Below are 14,633 nucleotides of genomic sequence, written 5' to 3'. Positions count from 1 at the left end.
CGTGTTCCCCCGTGCGCTCCCCGACATGAAACGCCAGCACGGGCTCGGGCTCGTCGAGACCCTGCTCATCACCCTGCTGGTGGGCGGCGCCCTCGTGGCCGGCACGCTGTGGCTGCAGATCCACACCGCGAGCGGGCAGGCCCGGGAGCAGGCCGATATCCTCCGGCAGGCCGACCGGGCGCTGCTCGGCTTCGCCACGGCCCACTACCGCCTGCCCTGTCCCGACACCGACGGCGACGGCCTCGAGGACTGCAGCGGCGGCGCCATCAAGGGTGCGCTGCCCTGGCGCGACCTCGGGGTCGAGGATCCGGCCCTGCGCGCGCGCATCCGCCAGCTGGCGTACATGGTCGACCGCACCGGCGCGGACCTGGCCAGCGCCGCGAACCGTTTCGATCCCGGCTCCGTCGGGACCGCGGAGTTCCGGACCGTGGACGACGACGGCCTCGTCGGCCACGACGGCGGCGACAACGAGTTCCGCGTGTTCGACAACGTCGGCACCCCGGACCTCTGCCTGGGGATCAGCCGGGCCGCCAACGCGTCCGCACCGACGGTCGGCGGCGCCGGCGGCTCGCCCGTGGCCTATGCCATCGCCCACCCTGGCAGCCGGGACATGGACGGCAGCGGCGGGCTGTTCGACGGGGAGAACGCCGCCGCCGGCCCGGTCATGGCCGACCCCGGGCGCGCCGCCGGCAGCGGCTACGACGACCGGGTCGTGCAGCGCAGCCACGGCCGCCTCTCGGAGGCGCTGAACTGCAGCAGCCTGATCCTCTCCCTAGAGGGGCTGTCGCTGGGCGTCTCCGCCGTGGACGAGGTCCATTCCCAACAGGAATGGCTCATCGGGAGCTCCAGCGTCGCCGCCGCAGTGAACGCGGTGAAGATGGCCATCGCCGGGACCAAGGCGGTGATCGCCGGCGGCACCCTCGGCACATCCATCACCGAGCTGTCCGCGGCATCGGCCGCGCTGAGCGCCGCCATCAGCACCTGCGTGGTCATCGTCGGCTGCGCCGAGATACCGCACGCGGCGGCGTGGACCGCTGCGGCCGGGGTGGCGGTGGGCGCGAGCTCGGCGGCGATCATCGCCAACGTCGCCGCCTACGGCCTCAACCTCGGGGCTCTGATCACGAACCTGACCGTCGCCGTGCAGATGGGCGTGGAACTCGACGAAGTGGACACCGGTCTCGGCAACGGTGGCGGCATCGACATTGACAGCCTGGTCGGCCTGGACGAGGTGAACGACCAGCTGATCGAGGCCCGTGACCAGGCCCAGGACGAGCTCGACGAACGCGAGGAGGAGCTCGACGAGGCCTTCGACGAGCGCCAGGACGCCTGCCGCTGCGGCGACGCCGGGCAGTGCCGCAATTACTACGACAACTGGGGCTGGGGCCTGGACGCGTTCCTCGACGACGAGATGCGCTCGATCATGAACGAGGTCAGCAACAAGGCCGACGACACCGATGCGGACGTCGACCTGGTCGACGAGCTGCGCGGCGATGCCGCGGACAACCTCGAGGCGCAGCAGGCACTCGAGCAGGCGATCGACGACCGCGACCGTGCCGAACGCGACGAGGACTTCGGCGACGACGCCGGCGGGGCCGACGACGCCCTCGGCTCGGCGCGCGACGAGGTCGAAGCCGAGCTGGAGAGCCGCATCGACGAGGTCAACGAGCGGATCGACGGGCTCCCCGGGGACCCGGCGGACACCGAGGAGGGCCAGCGCCTGCTCGAGGAGCGGCAGACGCTGCAGGAGACCCTCGACGACCTCGGCAGCACCACCTCCGGGCAGTCCAGCGACGAGCAGCTGGAGAGCATAGAGAGCTCCATCGACGACATCGACGCCGAGATCGCGAATGTCGAGTGCCTGCTCGGCGAGCGCGACGACGCAAGCTGCACGAACGGGGAAACGGTCGACGACCCGGACCGGCGCCAGCAGCTCAACAACCGCCTCGACGAGCTCGAGGAGAGCCGGCGCTCGCTGTTCGAGCAGAAGATAAGGATCGACCCGGACATCGACGAGCTCGAGGCGCGCATCGACCAGGCGGAGTCCGAAACCGAGCGCACGAAGGAGGCGTTCGAGGACCAGCGCCAGGAGGTGATCGACGCGGCACAGGGCACCTACGAGGAAGAGGTCGAGGTCTGCGAGACCAACGCGGACGGCGAGCAGGAATGCCACACGGAGACGAAGACGCGCACCGTCGACAGGACTGACGAGATGGAGGACGCGATCGACGACTATTTCCAGGCCAAGGCCGAGCGACCCGGAGACCAGCCGGACGATGCCGACTCCGATTTCGAGGCGTGCTTCATCGCCGACCGCGAATGGCGCCTCGCCCGCGACGGCGTGGAGAACGCCCGCGAATCGCGGGACCAGGCCCAGCGCGCACTGGACGAGTTCAGCGACCCCTCGACCGAGGAGCCGTCCGGCGAGCCGCCGGTACTCTGGGACCGGACCGGGGAGATCCTCGAGCGCTCCGACGAGAAGGGGGGCAGCCTATGACACGCGTGACGCCGGCGCGCGGCTTCTCCCTGATCGAGCTCGCGGTCGTGCTGGTAGTGCTCGGCACGATCGCCGTCGCCGCCTGGCGGCTGGTGCCGCTGGCGCTCGAGGCCGGCACCGGCGGCGACCGCGCCGCCTCCCGGCTCGCGGGGCTGCAGAGCGCCGTGGAAGGGTTCGTCCTGCGCCGTCACCGCCTGCCGTGCCCGGACAGCGACGGCGACGGCGCCGAGGACTGCGGCGGGGACGCCATCGGCCGCGTCCCGTGGCAGAGCCTGGGCGTCGACCCACCGGACGCACCGGTGCGCTACGGCGCCGACACCGGGGGCAGCGACCTCACGGCGCTGCCCGCCGCCACCGCTTACACCCCGGAGCTGCCCCGCACCCACGATGACCCGGTCAACGGGCTCGACTTCTGCCGCAACCTGCTCGACCGGGCCCCGGACAGCGGCCTGACCATCGGCGCCCACGACACGGTCGCCGCCTATGCCCTCGCACACCCGGGGGACGACGGCCGGTACCAGGGACTCAACGCCGCCGCCGGCTTCGAGCTGCCCGGACAGCGCCGCGACGGCGACAACGACGACCGTGTGATCGCCGTGGGACCCGCGGAGCTGGCCGGAAAGCTCGGCTGCACGCGGCGGCTCGCGCGCTCGAACATCGCCGCCCGGGCGGCCTTTGCCGCCTACGATCTCGACCGGGTGGCGGGATACGAGGGACACAACAAGGCCGGCAGCGCGCCGGTACGCATCGACGCCGGCATGTACCTGCGTTTCCGCGACCTCGCCCTGCACGTACGCCGGGGCAACGAGATCATGGCCGGTGTGCGGGTCGCCATCGCCGGCGTCAGTCTCGCCAACGCCATCGGCACCTCCGCCAGCGCCATCGCCCTGGCCGCCACCAGCAAGGGCTCGCTGTCGGCACCCATCGCCGCCGCCGTGGTCGGCATCGGTGCGGCCGCCGCCCAGGTCGCGGCCGCCTCCGTCCAGGTGGGCCTAGCCGTGGACAAGGTGGCCACCGCGGAGGAGAACATCTGCAACGCCATCCGCTTCGCCGAGCAGGTCAAGTTCGAGGACGCCGCGGCCGACCCGGACGACCCGCGCCGGGGCCGGGAGCTGATCGCGCGGATCGGCCTCGGCGGCGTGGCCAGCTGCAACGGGATCGGCTTCGACGATGCCGGTGACGCCCGGCACCGCTTCGAATCCGCAGTGAACGAGGACAGCGGAGGTCTGCTGCCATGAGCGCACGACGCCGAATCGCCGGCTTCTCGCTGCTCGAGGTCAGCGTGGTCCTGGCCGTGCTCGGTCTTCTCGCGGTGGGCTTCACCGCATACTGGGCGTCAGCTGAGCGCGCCTCGGTGGCCCGGGCCCAGCAACAGCTCATGGTCCGCGCCGAGCGGGCCCTGGTGGGCTTCATCTACGAGACCGGGCGGCTGCCGTGCCCCGCCCCGGACCATGACGGCCGCGAGGCCTGTGGCGACCCGGCCCAGAAGGGCCTGCTGCCGTGGCGGACGCTGGGCCTGCCGACGCGCGCCGCCGGCGAGCTGCGCTACGGGGTCTACCGCAACCCCGACCAGGACCTGGATCTGGCGCGCGCCGCCGACCGGTTCAATCCGCTGCTCACGGACGCGGAAGGCACCCCCAGCGAGCCGCCCCTCGGCAACGCGAACATGCTCGATCTGTGCTTCGCCCTCGACCGCGCCGCCGCCGGCGACACGGACCCCGCGCTGCTGCACACCAGCACCGGGGGGACGGACACCAATGTCGCCTACGCCATCGCCGCTCCCGGGCTGTCCGACGACGACGGCGACGGCAGCCGCTTCGACGGCCGTCAGGCGAGCGGCGAGCCGGTCTTCGACGCGCCGAGTCGCGGCGCCTCGGCGGTCAACGACGACCGCGTGGCCACCGCGTCGTTCGACGGTCTCGCCGGTTACTTCGACTGCGTCGAGGCCCTCGCAGCCATCGGGCACACGCATTTCAACGCGGCCAACAGCGCCCGGATGATGGCAATCACCTCCGCCGAATACCTCGAGCTGCTGCGCCTGCAGCTGCGCCAGGCCGAGGCCTCCACGGTCTCCGCCTCCGCCGGGGTCGCGGCCGCGGCCGGGGGGCTCGCGAGCGGCACCGCGGACACCGCGCTGGCCATCGCCCAGACGATCGGGTCATACGGCACCCTGTCGCCGATCATCGCGGCGGGTGTGGCGTCGGTGGTCACCAACACGTCGGCGACCGTTACCGCCGCCGCCGGGCTCGGCGCGGCGATTGCCGGTGTCGTCGAGGCCGAGAGGCGGGTCGAGCGCGCGGAGAAGCTGGTCCCGGACGCCGTCGACCTGGCCGAGTCCATCCGCGACAACGCCCTTGACGCCGACGCGCGCGGCTTCTGAGCGATGGCCACCGTCATGCCCTCTTACCCAGGCACCGAGGCAAGCACCGTGAACACAGCCAACCACCGGACCCGGACGCCCGGCGCAGCCGCCCCTGGCGGTACCGCCGCCGGCTTCACGCTGCTCGAGCTCGCGATCGTGCTCGCGGTGATCGGGCTGATCATCAGCGCGGTGACCGTGGGTCGCGATCTGTATCGCAACGCGCAGTACCAGCGCATCTCCAGCACGTTCGTGCAGGGCTGGCAGATCGCCTACGACACCTACACGGCCAATACCGGCGTGGTCCCGGGCGACGCCCCCTCCGACCCCGGCGGCGAGATCAACGGCGACGGCTCGGCACTGTGCAACGGCACGGACGATGCCCTGCTCAACACCTTCCTCGCCGCCGGCGTGGAGCTGCCGGAAGGCCGTGCGGAGGGACAGAACGACCGCTACGTCTACCAGGACAGCAACGGCAATCCCCAGGAGGTGCAGGTCTGCTTCCGGACGGTGGAGTGGGCCGTGCCCGGCTCCTCCGTGGACAACTACGTGACCCGGGAGCGCAACGTGATGGTGATCCGCGACCTCACCCCCTCCCTCGCGCGGCATCTCGACGCCGGGATCGACGGCAAGGCGGATGCCCGCTTCGGCCGGTTTCGCGAGGACAGCGAGGCGGACTCGACGGGCACAACGGGCGTGGCGTGGAGCGTCGATGACCGCATGGCCTACGGCGACAGCACCGCGACTGCGGAGGACGAGGACCAGGTCACCGTCGTCACCGCCTATTACCGCATGAACCGCTGACGGCGACGCCGGCACCGCCCGCCGCGGACGTTAGCCCCTCGGCTGGCGTCGGTAACGCGCCAGGGTCAGCCCCTGCATGTCGATCTCCGGGTCCCGGCCGATGACGCAGTCCGCCACCACCCGGCCGGCGCCGGCGGCGAAGGTCCAGCCGAGATGCCCCGGGCCGACGTTGAGGAACAGGCCCGGCACGCCGCTGTCACCGAGGATCGGCGGGCCGTCCTTGGTCATCGGGCGCAGGCACGCCCACGGCTCGGCGGCGCTGCGCTCGACCCGCGAGGCGTAGGCGGGGAAGTTCGACAGCGCCTGGCGCACCACGATCTCCACCCGGCGCTCGCGCACCGAGCGGTCCATGCCCGCGAACTCCGCGGTGCCGGCCACGCGCAGGCGCTCGCCGAGGCGGGTGATCACCACCTTGTTGCCCTCGTCGATGATCGGTACCCGCGGCGCGCCGGCGTCGCCGTCCACCGGCAGGGTGGCGGAGTAGCCCTTGACCGGGCGGATGGGCAGGTTGACGCCCAGCGGCCGGACGTGTGCCGGCGCGTCCACGCCGGAGGCGAGGACGTAGGCATCCGCGGTAAGGGTGTCCCGGTCGGTAACCACCCCGGCGATACCGTCGGCACCGCCGTCGATGCGCTGCACCGATTCACCGAGGCGCAGCTCCGCGCCCTGCCCTCGCAGCCACTCGCCGAGGCCCTCGACGAAGCGCCGGGCGTCGCCGGACTCGTCGTCGGGATAGTGGATGCCGCCGACGATATCGCCGGCCACGTCGGCCAGCGTCGGCTCCACACCGATCACCTCGTCGGTGCCGAGACGCTCGAAGCGCACGCCCAGCGACTCGGTGAGCGCGGAACCGGCCAGGGCGTGCTCGTACTCGCGCCGGTCGCGGAAGATCTTGAGGATCCCGCGGTGGTCGGCGTCGTACTCCAGCCCCGTGGCCTCGCGGATGCCGGCCATGAGCCGCTGGCTGTAGACGGCGAGCCGCGTGTTCACCCGGGTGTTGCGCTCGTGGTGATGGGTACGGCTGTAGCGCAGGAAGCCGAGGCCCCAGCCGATGAGGTTGGGTATCTGGCCGGGGCGCAGCAGCAGCGGGGACTCCTCGCGGCCGATCCACTGCAGGAACTGGCGGATGGCCTCCGGGGTGTTCCAGGGCTCCGTGTGGCTGGCGTGGAGCATGCCGCCGTTGGAATGGCTGCCCTCGGCCGCCAGCTCGGGCTGGCGCTCCACCAGCGTCACCCGGTGCCCGGCCTCGACCAGGTAATACGCCGTGGACACCCCCATCAAACCGCCACCGATAACCAGTACGTGCACTGTGCTTCTCCTGCTCGCACGATATCGCCCGCCGGCGCGGCCGGCCCCGTTTCCCGCGTTTGGGCGGTCCACTCATCTTCTCAGAGGTGATGCCGTGCGTCAGCCGCTGCGTGCGGCGATGCGGAAGGGCGCGGGTGCACGGCGCACGCGATGGGCGGTAGCCTGATAACTTGTCAGACAACATCAATTTAAATAGGCTTTACGCCATCAATAATCTGACAACTATCTCCGTGGAGCGAGAGCGGGCCGTGATTCCCCCGACCCTCAAGGCATTTGCATCGGCGCTTACCGACGGCGGCTTCGAAGGGGATGTCAGCGACGACATCGCCGACCGGATCGCACTGTCGACGGACAACAGCGTCTACCAGGTGATGCCGTCGCTGGTGATCGCGCCACGTCACCGGGGCGACTGCGAACGCCTGATGGCGCTGGCCGCGGAGGAACGCTTCGCCACGGTGCGCTTCGCCCCCCGCGGCGGCGGCACGGGGACCAACGGCCAGTCCCTGAGCGACCAGGTGCTCGTGGACACCAGCCGGTACATGAACCGGATCCTGGAGATCGACCCGGAGGCCGGGCGCGTGCGCGTCGAGCCCGGCGTGGTCCTCGGCCAGCTCAACCGCGCCCTCGCGCCCTACGGGCTGTTCTTCCCCCCGCACACCTCGACCGCCAGCCGCGCCACGGTCGGCGGCATGGTCGGTACCGACGCCTGCGGCAAGGGCTCGCGGCGCTACGGCCGTACCGGGGACTACGTCCTCGGCGCCTCGCTGGCGCTGCCCGACGGCCGGCGCTACGAGTTCCAGCGCTACACCGCCGCCGAGGCCAGCGCTGCCGAGAACGCCGGCACCCGCGCGGCGAGCGCGCTGCGCGCCATCGTCTGCCCGCACCGCGAGGCGATCCGCGACCGGTTCCCGGCAATGAGCCGCTCGCTCACCGGCTACAACCTGCGCGACGCCTTCCCGGAGGACGGTACGGTGGACCCGGCCCGGCTGATCGCCGGCGCGGAGGGCACCCTCGGGCTGGTGACCGAGCTGAGCCTGCGGGTGATCCCCGCACCCCGGCACCAGGCGCTGGTGGTGGTGCGCTACCACGATTTCGACGACGCCCTCGCCGACGCCCACCGGCTGCTCGAGGCCGAGCCCTCGGCGGTGGAGACCCTGGACCAGCGCATCTTCGAGCTGGCCCGCGCGGACGGCGACTGGCCGGCGGTGCGGGAGGCGCTCGCCGGTGACCGCGCCGACGACGCGCCGCCGCTGGTGACCAATTTCATCGAGTTCCGCGACAGCGACCCGGCCGGGGTGGAGGCCGCGGTCGAGCGTCTGCGCACGGCGCTGCAACGGCGCGACGACCACGCGGGCTTCCACGTCACCGACGACGGCGGCCTGATCGCCCGGCTCTGGGGGGTCCGCGCCAAGGGCGTCGGGCTGCTCGGGCGCACGCCGGGCCGGCGCAAGCCGGTGCCCTTCGTCGAGGACACCGTGGTCCCGCCGGAGCACCTGGCGGACTACATCCGCGAGTTCCGCGCGTTGCTCGACCGTCACGGCGTGGACTACGGCATGTTCGGCCACGTCGACGTCGGCTGCCTGCACGTGCGCCCGGCGCTGGACATGACCGACCCGGAGGACGCGAAGCGCCTGCGCGCGATCAGCGACGAGGTCGTCGAGCTGGTGGGCCGCTACCACGGTCTGCTCTGGGGCGAGCACGGCAAGGGCGTGCGCGGCGAGTACACCCGCACCTTCTTCGGCGACGAGCTCTACGGCGTGCTCGCCGCCGTGAAGCGCTTCTTCGACCCGGACAACCGCATGAATCCAGGCAAGATCGTCGCCCCCGACGCGGCCCCGGAGGGCGTGTGGCGCATCGACGGCGTGCCCATGCGCGGCGAACACGAACGCAGCGTCCCGACCGCGGTCCGCGACGAGTGGACCAAGGCGTTCGAGTGCAACGGCAACGGCGTGTGCTTCGACTGGGACGTCGCCCAGGTCATCTGCCCCAGCTACAAGGCCACGCGCGAGCGCGTGCACTCGCCCAAGGGCCGGGCGACGCTGCTGCGGGAATGGCTGCGCCGCCGCGAGACCGGCGACGGCGGTACCGACGAGATCGCCGAGGCCACCTACGAGGCCATGAACGGGTGCCTCGGCTGCCGCGCCTGCGCCACCCAGTGCCCCATCCACGTGAACATCCCCGAGATGCGCTCACGCTTCCTGGAGGCGTATCACCGGGATCACCGCCGCCCGGCGCGGGATTACCTCCTCGGCGCCATGGAGCACCTGATGCCGTTGATGGCCGCCGTGCCGCGACTTACCAACGGCGTGCTCCACGGCGCCGCCGGCCGCGCCCTGGCCGGCCGCCTCGGCCTGCAGGCACTGCCCCGCCTGCCCGGGCGCCGGTCCCGGCCGCGGATCGAGGGCGTCCACTGGCCGCGGCGCCAGGGCGAGGCGCTGGCTGCGCTCGCCGCCGGCGGGCCCGCGGTGGCGCTGCTGGCGGACGCCTTCTCGCGCTACCTGGACCCCCGGGTGCTGGAAGCGGCGGTCCGGGTCATCGCGGCAAGCGGCCACCGCGTCGTCGTCCTGCCCTACGTGCCGTCGGGCAAGGCCCTGCACGTGCAGGGCTTCATGAAGCGCTTCCGGGACCGCGCCCGGCACAATCAGCAGCTCCTGGCCCGGGCGGCGGAGACCGGCGCGACCCTCGTCGGCATCGAGCCGAGCGTGGTCGTGGCGGTGAACGAGGACTACCCCGCCGGCGGCCCCCGCGTACACCAGCTCGCGGCCTGGCTCGCCGGGCACGCGCCGCCGGGCGGCGCCAGCAGCGAGCCAGGCTACCGCCTGGCCCTGCACTGCACCGAGCAGACCGCGGAGCCGGCGAGTGCGGGCCACTGGCGCCAGGCCTTCGAGGCCATGGGCATCGCGGTGGAACCGGTGGCCACCGGCTGCTGCGGCATGGCCGGGACCTACGGCCACCTCGCCGAGCACGCGGACACCAGCCGGTGGCTGTTCGAGGAAAGCTGGCGGCCCCAGGTGGCGGCGGACGACCCGCGGGCGCTGCTCGCCACGGGCTATTCCTGCCGCTGTCAGACGCAGCGGCTCGCCGGCACCCGCCCGCCCCATCCGGTGGAGATCATGGCGGCCCGGTTATCCTAGACCGGGCCGCGGTTAACCAGCGAAGAGGAGAGCCTCCATGACTACCCGATCCCAACGCACCCGCCGCCTGCTGAGCGGCCTCGTCGCCGCCGCCGTGATCGGCGTCTCCGGCATCGGTCACGCCGCTACCACCATCCGCCTGGGCTGGACCACCGCGGACAGTGAGGTCGACCCCTACGCCATCGCCGCCCACTACTTCGCCGAGGAGCTGGAGTCCGCGGCACCGGGCGAGTTCGACGTCAAGTTCTTCCCCAACCACCAGCTCGGCAACGACACCGAGATGCTCCAGGGCATGCAGCTCGGCACCCTGGACGCCGGCGTGATCACCGGCACCCAGGTGGGCACGCTGGAGCCGGCCTTCCAGCTCAACGACCTGCCCTTCCTCTACGCCAACGCCGGCCAGGCCCACAAGGTGCTCGACGGCGAGGTCGGCCAGGAGATGCTCTCGCGCCTCGAATCCCAGGGCATCGTCGGTCTGGGCTTCCCGGAGGCGGGCTTCCGTAACGCGATCAACAACGTGCGCCCGATCCGCAAGCCCTCGGACTTCAAGGGCGTGAAGCTGCGCGTGCAGCCCAGCGACCTGTTCATCGCGAGCTTCCGCGCGATCGGGGCCAACCCGGTGCCGATGGCCTGGAGCGACGTGTTCACCGCGGTGCAGCAGGGCACCGTCGACGGTCTCGAGATCCCGCTGGCGGTGATCTACGCCAACAAGTACCCGGAGGTCACCGAGTACCTGTCGCTGACCCGTCACACCTACAACGCCCTGGCGCTGCTGATGTCCAAGCAGACCTTCGACAGCCTCTCCGCGACGCAGCAGGAGACGGTGCGCAAGGCCGCCCGGCGCGCCATCGAGCGCCAGCGCGAGACCGTGGCCTCCAACAACGACGAGATCCTGGCCAAGATCCGCGAGGCGGGCATGAAGGTGAACGAGGTCGACGACGTCGCCGCCTTCCGCGAGAAGGTCACTGGCGTGTACGACGAGTACCGCGAGAAGATCGGCCCGGCGCTGCTCGACAAGGCGCTGGATCAGGTCTCGGAGTAGTCCACGACGGCCCCGGCCGCGCGCCGGGGCCGCCCTGTCCGGAAAGGCATCCCCATGTACCGTTATCTGGATGGCCTGGGCCGTTGGCTGGTCGCCGCATCCTCCGCACTGGGGGCGACGACGGCGCTGGTGATGATCGGCAGCCTCCTGCTCGGCGTCTTCTACCGCTACGTGCTCGGCGACTCGCTGGTCTGGAGCGGCGAGGTCGCGCTGCTGGCGTTCACCTGGACGGTGTTCCTGTTCGCAAGCGCACTGGTCCGCGACATGGCCCACGTGCGCGTGACCCTGCTGGTCGAGTCCCTGCCCGGGCCCGCCTCGGAGGTGCTGGAGCGGCTGATCGTGCTGCTCGTGCTCACCTTCGGGCTGATCATGCTCTGGACGGGATGGAACTTCGCGCTTTTCACCGCGAACCAGGTCTCGCCGGCCATGCGCTACCCGCTGTGGCTGCGCAACGCGGCGATGCCCGTCGGCGGGGCGCTGATCGCCTTCCACGCGGCGGTACTGCTGCTGCGCCCGACACCCATTCGCAGCATGGAGGGTAACGGCAATGGGTGAGATCGGTATGGTACTGATCGTCGGGCTGTTCGTACTGCTGCTGCTCGGCGTCCCCATCGCATTCACGCTCGGGCTGCTCACCGCGGTGGGCATCTGGATGGCGGACCTCAATCCGCTGATCCTCGCCCAGCGGCTCATCGCCGGGAGCACCGTCACCAGTCTCCTGGCCATTCCCGGATTCATCCTCGCCGGCGAGCTGATGAGCGCCGGCGGGCTCTCGCGGCGGCTCGTACGGGTCGCGGCGACGCTGTTCGGCCACCTCCCCGGCGGGCTGTCGATGTCCACGGTGGCGGCCGGCACCTTCTTCGGCGCGATCTCCGGCTCGGCGCCGGCGACCACCGCCGCGGTGGGCTCGATCATGGTCGACGAGCTGGAGGAGCGCGGCTACCAGCGCGGCTACGCCGCGGCGCTCGCCACCGCCGTGGGCCCCCTCGGGCAGATGATCCCGCCCTCCATCCCCATGGTGATCTGGGGCGTGCTCGCCGAGGAGTCCATCGCCAAGCTCTTCCTCGCAGGCGTCATCCCCGGGCTCCTCGCCGCCGGGGGCTTCTGCCTGGTGAGCGTGATCTACGCCCGCCGCCGCGGGATCACCCTGGAGCGGCGCGCCACCGGCCGGGAGATCCTCACCGCGCTGCGCGAGGGCTTCTGGGCACTGATGGCGCCGGTGGTCATCCTCGGCGGCATCTACGGCGGCGTGTTCACGCCCACCGAGGCCGCCATGGTGGGGGCGCTCTACAGCGCGGTGGTGGGCCTGTTCCTCTACCGCGACCTCCACTGGCGCAGCGTCCCGGCGATCCTGATGCGCTCCATGCGCACCACCGCGGTGATCATGTTCATCATCGCCGTCGCCTATGGCTTCGCCTGGGTCGTGGCCAGCGAGCAGATCCCGGCCCATGTCACCGAGGGGCTGCTGGCGATCACCTCCAACCCGATCCTACTGCTGCTGATGCTCAACGTCATGCTGCTGGTGCTCGGCGCGGTGATGGACAACGTCTCCGCGATGGTGATCCTCAGCGGCGTGCTCATCGGGGTGGGCCAGCAGATCGGGCTCGACCCGATTCAGCTGGGCGCGATGGTGGTGATCAACTTCGCCGTCGGCATGGTCACCCCGCCGGTGGGCTACTCGATCTTCGTCGCCTCCAGCATCAGCGGCCTGCGCATCGAGACGGTGGCACGCTACCTCTGGCCGTTCCTGCTGGTGCTCATCACCGTCGTGGGCCTGATCGCCTACGTCCCGGCGGTCACCCTGTGGCTGCCGGGCCTGCTCGGCTAGGATGCCCGGGTCCCGGCGCCCGAACGCGCCGGGACCCGGTACGGATATCCAGGAGGGAGACATGACCCGAGCGAACCGCCGGCTTCCCGGCGAGGTGGCCAGCGTGCTCGAGCGCGAGATCCGCGACGGCCGCCACCAGCCCGGCGGGCGGATGCCCACGGAGGCGGCGCTGGCGACGCGCTTCGAGGTGAGCCGCGCGGCCGTGCGCGAGGCCATCGCGGAGCTTCGCCGCGCCCGGCTGGTGAAGACCCACCAGGGCCGCGGGACCTTCGTCGCCGAGACCCTGCCGGAGAAACCGGTATTCTCGCTGTCCAGCGACAGCCTCGACCCGGTGGAGCTGCGCCACGTCTATGAGATCCGCCGCGAGGTGGAGGCCGGCGCGGCGGCTTTGGCGGCGGGCAACGCTGACGAGGCGGCCATCGCCGCCATGCGCGAGGCGTTCGCGGCACTGGAGCGCTCGGTGCACGAGGACCGCCCCGGCGCCCGTCACGACCTGGCCTTTCACCGGGCCATCGCGGAGGCCACGGGCAACCGCTTTTTCCCCGAGTTCCTCTCGTTCTTTTACCCGCGGGTGATGGAGTCCATCACCGCCGCCCGCTCCAACACCGCCCGTATCTCCGGCCGGGCCCAGGCGGTGCAGGCCGAGCACCGTGCGATCCTCGACGCCATTCTCGCCCGCGAACCGGAGGAGGCACGGGCGGCGATGCGCGTACACCTGACCAACGCCATGCGCCGGCTGGGCCTCGCCCGCACCGACGCCAGGGAGACGCAGATATGACCACACCCCCCGACATCCCCGGACCGGACCCGGCCCCGCATGCACCGGCCACGCCGCTGCCGGCGGGGGCCTGCGACACCCACGCGCACCTCTTCGGGCCCCAGGCGGACTACCCCTACCAGACCCCGCGGGGCTACACCCCGCCGGACGCGGACGAGACCGCCTACCGCCGGCTGCTGACCACCCTCGGCTTCCAGCGGGCGGTGCTCGTGCAGCCGAGTGTCTATGGCACCGACAACCGCCGCATGCTCGACACCCTGGCGGCGGCCGGTGGCGCCGGCGACCCCATCGAGTGGCGCGGCATCGCGGTGGTCGACCGGGACGTGGACGATGCGAGCCTGGAGCGCATGCACACGCTCGGGGTCCGCGGCATCCGCATCAACCTGGTCTTCCCCGGCGGGATCACCTTCGACGACGTCCGGACGCTGGCCGGGCGCATCGCCGGGCTGGGCTGGCACATCCAGTTCCTCGTCGACGTCTCGCGCTTCGAGCGCCTGGCGGAGCGGCTGAGCGCCCTGCCCGTGCCGAGCGTGGTGGACCACATGGGTCACGTCCCCGCCGGCCGCGGCACCGGCGATCCGGGCTTCCGGGCACTGGTGGACCTGGTCGCCGACGGCAATACCTGGGCCAAGCTCACCGGGCCGAACCGCATCAGCGCGCAGGAGCGCGCGCCGTTCACGGACGTCGAGCCGTTCTTCCATGCCCTGCGCGAGGCCGGCCCGTCGCGCTGCGTGTTCGGCACGGACTGGCCCCACGTGCAGCTCCCCGGGCCCATGCCCAACGACGGCGACCTGGTCGACGAGTTCCTGCGCCTGGTCCCGGACGAGGCCGGGCGGCGGGCGATACTGGTGGACAACCCGGCAAGGCTGTACGGTTTCGGCTGACA

General features: G+C 71.7%; 11 protein-coding genes. 10 read left to right on the top strand and 1 reads right to left on the bottom strand.

The window, feature by feature from the left end; all coding sequences use genetic code 11:
* Nucleotide 1 precedes the first annotated feature (1 nt).
* The 4 genes from ACEZHJ_RS09055 to ACEZHJ_RS09040 are packed head-to-tail and all read left to right on the top strand — an operon-like array spanning nt 2 to nt 5,657.
* The gene (locus ACEZHJ_RS09055; protein ID WP_169509130.1) at nt 2-2,494 is read left to right on the top strand and encodes a hypothetical protein; all 2,493 of its coding nucleotides are present in this window, start codon (nt 2-4) and stop codon (nt 2,492-2,494) included.
* Nucleotides 2,491-3,732, top strand: coding sequence for a type II secretion system protein (locus ACEZHJ_RS09050; protein ID WP_375036452.1), 1,242 nt, complete (start codon nt 2,491-2,493; stop codon nt 3,730-3,732). The genes ACEZHJ_RS09055 and ACEZHJ_RS09050 overlap by 4 nt, the downstream gene beginning before the upstream one ends.
* Nucleotides 3,729-4,874: a type II secretion system protein gene (locus ACEZHJ_RS09045; protein ID WP_375036451.1), complete on the top strand. Its 1,146-nt coding sequence runs from the start codon at nt 3,729-3,731 to the stop codon at nt 4,872-4,874. The genes ACEZHJ_RS09050 and ACEZHJ_RS09045 overlap by 4 nt, the downstream gene beginning before the upstream one ends.
* A gap of 48 nt (nt 4,875-4,922) precedes the next feature.
* A complete protein-coding gene (locus ACEZHJ_RS09040) occupies nt 4,923-5,657 on the top strand; it encodes a type II secretion system protein (protein ID WP_018717530.1) in 735 nt (244 codons plus the stop codon).
* 30 nt (nt 5,658-5,687) lie between these two features.
* Here the strand turns inward: ACEZHJ_RS09040 and ACEZHJ_RS09035 are convergent, their stop codons facing one another.
* A complete protein-coding gene (locus tag ACEZHJ_RS09035; RefSeq protein WP_018717529.1) occupies nt 5,688-6,965 on the bottom strand; it encodes a D-amino acid dehydrogenase in 1,278 nt (425 codons plus the stop codon).
* 248 nt (nt 6,966-7,213) lie between these two features.
* On the opposite strand from ACEZHJ_RS09035, the gene ACEZHJ_RS09030 reads away from it, so the two are divergent.
* From ACEZHJ_RS09030 to ACEZHJ_RS09005, 6 genes are all read left to right on the top strand, one after another.
* Nucleotides 7,214-10,099: an FAD-binding and (Fe-S)-binding domain-containing protein gene (locus ACEZHJ_RS09030; protein ID WP_375036450.1), complete on the top strand. Its 2,886-nt coding sequence runs from the start codon at nt 7,214-7,216 to the stop codon at nt 10,097-10,099.
* Nucleotides 10,100-10,136: 37 nt separating this feature from the next.
* On the top strand, nt 10,137-11,141 hold the full coding sequence (locus ACEZHJ_RS09025; RefSeq protein WP_259201808.1) for a TRAP transporter substrate-binding protein: 1,005 nt from the start codon (nt 10,137-10,139) through the stop codon (nt 11,139-11,141).
* A 54-nt stretch (nt 11,142-11,195) separates the two neighbouring features.
* On the top strand, nt 11,196-11,696 hold the full coding sequence (locus ACEZHJ_RS09020) for a TRAP transporter small permease (protein WP_375036449.1): 501 nt from the start codon (nt 11,196-11,198) through the stop codon (nt 11,694-11,696).
* The gene (locus ACEZHJ_RS09015) at nt 11,689-12,969 is read left to right on the top strand and encodes a TRAP transporter large permease (RefSeq protein WP_018717525.1); all 1,281 of its coding nucleotides are present in this window, start codon (nt 11,689-11,691) and stop codon (nt 12,967-12,969) included. Before ACEZHJ_RS09020 ends, ACEZHJ_RS09015 begins: the two co-directional genes overlap by 8 nt.
* A 61-nt stretch (nt 12,970-13,030) precedes the next feature.
* Nucleotides 13,031-13,747, top strand: a complete 717-nt coding sequence (locus ACEZHJ_RS09010; protein WP_018717524.1) for a FadR/GntR family transcriptional regulator — start codon at nt 13,031-13,033, stop codon at nt 13,745-13,747.
* Nucleotides 13,744-14,631, top strand: a complete 888-nt coding sequence (locus ACEZHJ_RS09005; protein ID WP_259201806.1) for an amidohydrolase — start codon at nt 13,744-13,746, stop codon at nt 14,629-14,631. The genes ACEZHJ_RS09010 and ACEZHJ_RS09005 overlap by 4 nt, the downstream gene beginning before the upstream one ends.
* Nucleotides 14,632-14,633: the final 2 nt, after the last annotated feature.

The organism is Arhodomonas sp. KWT2 (assembly GCF_041949875.1).
Lineage (GTDB): Bacteria > Pseudomonadota > Gammaproteobacteria > Nitrococcales > Nitrococcaceae > Arhodomonas > Arhodomonas aquaeolei.
The sequence above is the reverse complement of the archived record's forward strand: the minus strand, read 5'-3'. Positions and strand labels throughout refer to the sequence as shown.